This window comes from Kitasatospora sp. NPDC056783 (assembly GCF_042789895.1).
GTDB lineage: Bacteria > Actinomycetota > Actinomycetes > Streptomycetales > Streptomycetaceae > Kitasatospora.
Genome location: NZ_JBHUAF010000535.1, coordinates 1 through 4,537 on the forward strand (window position 1 = coordinate 1; position 4,537 = coordinate 4,537).

Here is a 4,537-nt window from a genome sequence, read left to right on the forward strand (position 1 = left end):
GGGGAGTCCACCCCCTCGCCGGCCGGGCGCCGCCCTCACCGGCCGTTCAGCCACCCCGCGAGCTTGCCGCCCTTGTCGACGGCCCGCAGCCGTCGCTCCGCCGCCTCGCCGACCTCGTCCGTGGTGACCACCAGCAGCTCGTCCCCGCCGCGCAGCATCGTCGTCCTGTCCGGCACGAAGGAGTTCCCCTCGCGCACCACCAGGGTGACCGCCGCCCCCTTGGGCAGCCGCAGCTCGCTGACCTCCACACCGGACATCCGCGAGGTGGGGGAGAGCGCGACCGACAGCAGGTGCCCGTGCAGCTTCTCCAGCGGCGCGGACTCGATGCCCAGGTCCTGGCCCATCGCGCCGTCGCCGATCCGCAGCCGCTTGGCCACCCAGGGCAGGGTCGGCCCCTGGAGCAGGGTGAAGACGACGACCAGGATGAAGACGATGTTGAAGACGTCCTCGGCCTTGTGGGCGCCCGACACCACCGGGATGGTGGCCAGCACGATGGGCACGGCCCCGCGCAGCCCGGCCCAGCTCAGCAGCGCCTGCTCGCGGGCGGGGATCTTGAACGGGGTCAGCGAGACCATCACCGAGAGCGGCCGGGCCAGGAAGACCAGTACCCCGCCGATCACCAGCGCGGGCACCACCGCGTCACCCATGGACGAGGGGGTGACGAGCAGGCCGAGCAGCACGAACATGCCGATCTGCCCGATCCAGGCCAGTCCGTCGGCGAAGCCCCGGACGGCCGGGCCGTGCGGCAGCTTGGAGTTCCCGAGCACCACCGCGCTGATGTAGACGGCGAGGAAGCCGGAGCCGTGCAGCAGCGCGCCGCCGGCGTACGCGAGCACGGTGAGCGCCATCACGGCGATCGGGTAGAGGCCCGAGGAGGGCAGCGCGACCTGCTTGAGCCCGTAGGCGCCTATCTTGCCGACGGCGAGGCCTATCACCGCGCCGATCGCCAGCTCGGCGAGGATCGTGCCGAGCAGCACGTACCAGGAGTCCAGTTCCCCGGTGGTGGCGAAGGCGACGACCAGGATGACCACGGGCGCGTCGTTGAAGCCGGACTCGGCCTCCAGGAGGCCGGTGAGCCGGTTCGGCAGCGGGACCATCCGCAGCACCGAGAAGACGGCGGCCGCGTCGGTCGAGGAGACGATGGCGCCCAGCAGCAGCGAGGTCCGCCAGTCCAGGCCGACCAGCCAGTGGGCGCCGGCGGCGGTGGCGAACACGCTGACGCCGACGCCGACGGTGGCGAGCACGGTCGCGGACGGCATCACCGGCTTGATCTCGCGCCAGCTGGTCTTGAGGCCGCCCTCGGCCAGGATGACCACGAGCGCCGCGTAGCCGAGCACCTGGGTGAGCTCGGCGTTGTTGAAGGTGACGCCGATCCCGTTCTGGCCCAGTGCGACGCCGATCCCCAGATAGATCAGCAGGCTGGGCAGCCCTGATCGGGTGGAGAGGCGGACGGCACCCACCGCGAACAGCAGGATCACGGAGGACTCGAGCAGGAGCTGGTTCAGGTGGGAGACGTTCACGCAGGGGCACCTCGGGCAGGCAGGGGCGGACGGGGTGTCTGGTGGTGCTGTGGGCTGACCCGTTAAGAAGTCGTCAATACTCCCCTTGCGGATCGTTACGCAGTCTAACATTTTGCCATATCTTTAGCTTGGTCCCCCGTTCACGGTGCCCGGCCGACTCGGCCTAATGTGGTGCCCTGCCGGGGTCGCAGGCCCTGGACACGCCCCGCCCGCCCCGAAGTCAGGACCGCAAGGACCCAGATGCCCCGCTCGAAGAAGTTCCGGCGCGCCCGTCTGATCGTGATCGTGCTGGTCGTGCTGCTGGTGGCCGGCGCCGGCTACGGCGGCTACCGCGGGGTCACCGCGGTGCGTGCCTCCTTCCCGGAGGTCGACGGCAGCGTCAAGGTCGCGGGCCTGAGCGCGCCCGTCGACGTCAAGCGGGACGCCAACGGCATCCCGCAGCTGTACGCCGACACCTCCGAGGACCTGTTCCGCGCCCAGGGCTACGTCCAGGCGCAGGACCGTTTCTGGGAGATGGACGTCCGCCGGCACGTCACCGCGGGCCGGCTCTCCGAGATGTTCGGCGACGGACAGGTCGACACCGACGCCTTCATCCGCACCATGGGCTGGCGGCAGGTGGCGCAGAAGGAGTTCGACACCAAGCTGTCCCCGGACACCAAGAAGTACCTCCAGGCGTACTCGGACGGCGTGAACGCCTGGCTCGCCGAGCACCCCGGCGGCGCGAAGGCCTCGCTGGAGTACTCGCTGCTCGGCGTCGTCAACGGCGGCTACAAGCCCGAGCAGTGGACCCCGGTCGACTCGGTGGCCTGGCTCAAGGCGATGGCCTGGAACCTCTCCGGGAACCTCCAGGAGGAGATCGACCGCTCGCTGCTGGCCCAGGACTTCGGCCCGGACAAGATCGCCGAGCTGTACCCGGACTACCCGTACGCCCGCAACGGCACGATCGTGAAGACCGGCACCGTGGCGGGCGACGCCTACCGCCCCGCCGACGGCTCCCCGCAGTCCGGCGCGGCCCCCGGCACGGCCGGCACCACCCAGGGCGCGGCCGCCACCAAGGCGGTGCTCCAGGGCCTGACCGACCGGATCGACTCGATGCCGCAGCTGCTCGGCCGCCCCGGCCAGGGCATCGGCTCCAACTCCTGGGTGGTGGCCGGCTCGCACACCACCACCGGCAAGCCGCTGCTGGCCAACGACCCGCACCTGGGCCCCGGCCTGCCCTCGGTCTGGTACCAGATGGGCCTGCACTGCCGGACCAGCTCCCCGGCCTGCCAGTTCGACGTCTCCGGTTTCACCTTCGCGGGCATGCCCGGCGTGGTGATCGGCCACAACCAGGACATCGCCTGGGGCTTCACCAACCTCGGCGCCGACGTCACCGACCTCTTCCTGGAGAAGGTCACCGGCCCGGACACCTACCAGGTGGACGGCAAGGACGAGAAGTTCGAGCTCCGCAAGGAGACCATCAAGGTCGCCGGCGGCGAGGACCGCACCATCACCGTCCGCACCACCAAGACCGGCGCCCCGCTCATCTCGGACCAGAGCACCGAGCAGCAGAACGTCGGCAAGTACGCCCCCAACGGCACCTCCGCCCCCGACCGCGGCACCGGCGGCTACGGGGTCGCCCTCCAGTGGACGGCGCTCAGCCCCGGCAAGACCATGGACGCCGTCTTCGAGCTGGACAAGGCGAAGAACTGGGACGAGTTCCGCGCCGCCGCCAAGGACTTCACCGTCCCCGCGCAGAACCTGATCTACGCCGACGCCAAGAACATCGGCTACCAGGCCCCGGGCGCCATCCCGGTCCGCGGCAAGGGCGACGGCACCCTCCCCTCGCCGGGCTGGGACTCCGCCTACCAGTGGAAGGACCCGATCCCCTTCAACGCGCTGCCGTGGAGCCTCAACCCCTCGGCCAGCTACATCGTCACCGCCAACCAGGCCGTGGTGGACCCGAGCTACAAGTACAACCTGACCAAGGACTGGGAGTACGGCACCCGCGCCAAGGAGATCACCGACCAGATCGAGGGCCTGCTCAAGAACAACGGCAAGATCTCGCCGGACGACATGCAGACCCTCCAGCTGGACAACACCAGCGTGATGGCCAAGACGCTGGTCCCGCTGCTGCTCAAGCAGCAGATCGACGACCCGTACGTGCGCGAGGCCCAGGACCTGCTGAAGGACTGGAACTTCCACCAGGACGCCGACTCGGCCGCCGCCGCCTACTACAACGGCGTCTGGCGCCAGCTGCTGACTCTGGCCTTCGGCCAGAAGTTCCCGGCCGACCTGCGGGCCAAGGACAACTGCCTGCTGGCCCGCCGGCAGGACGACCCGACCAAGCCGGACAGCGCCACCAAGATCGTCACCGAGTGCGGCACCCGTGACCCGGGCAAGGCCCAGCCGGACGGCGGCGACCGCTGGACCGAGGTGGTGCGCCAGCAGCTGGAGAAGCCCGACAGCTCGTGGTGGACGTACATCGACGACCAGCACAAGGAGCAGAAGGGCCTGGACAACCTCCTCAAGGAGGCGATGAAGGACGCCCGCCAGGAGCTGACCTCGCTGCTCGGCAAGGACGTCTCCTCCTGGAGCTGGGGCCGCCTGCACAAGCTGGAGCTGCGCGAGCAGACCCTCGGCACCGACGACTCCTCGATCGGCTCCGGCGCGGTGCACAAGCTGCTCAACCGCGGCCCGTACCGGCTCTCCGGCGGCTCGGCGGCGGTCGACGCGGCCGGCTGGAACGCGGCGGCCGGCTACCAGGTCGACTGGATCCCCTCGATGCGCATGGTGGTCGACCTGAACGACCTCGACGCCTCGCGCTGGGTCAACGTCGGCGGCGCCTCCGGCCACGCCTTCCACGACAACTACAACGACCAGACCGACGTCTGGCTCAAGGGCAAGCTGCTGACCTGGGCCAACTCGCCGGACGCGGTCGAGAAGGCGACCAAGCACAAGCTGGTGCTCACCACCGGCTGACGCCCGGACGGCCCCGAGCCACAAGGCGGCCCCGAGCCGCAAGGCGGCCCCGCTCC

At 70.2% G+C, this 4,537-nt stretch carries 2 protein-coding genes; one reads left to right on the top strand and one right to left on the bottom strand.

The window, feature by feature from the left end; genetic code table 11:
• Window positions 1-35: 35 nt before the first annotated feature.
• A complete protein-coding gene (locus tag ACFRMQ_RS38590; RefSeq protein ID WP_380735559.1) occupies window positions 36-1,520 on the bottom strand; it encodes a potassium/proton antiporter in 1,485 nt (494 codons plus the stop codon).
• Window positions 1,521-1,760: 240 nt separating this feature from the next.
• Here ACFRMQ_RS38590 and ACFRMQ_RS38595 point away from each other — a divergent pair, with 240 nt between their 5' ends.
• Window positions 1,761-4,481 (top strand): penicillin acylase family protein, encoded by a 2,721-nt coding sequence (locus tag ACFRMQ_RS38595; protein WP_380735560.1) that lies wholly within the window; start codon window positions 1,761-1,763, stop codon window positions 4,479-4,481.
• Window positions 4,482-4,537 lie beyond the last annotated feature (56 nt).

Bases quoted from the DNA above. Each gene is read 5' to 3' on its own strand.
- ACFRMQ_RS38595 (WP_380735560.1), top strand. From the start codon at position 1,761: ATGCCCCGCTCGAAGAAGTTCCGGCGCGCCCGTCTGATCGTGATCGTG.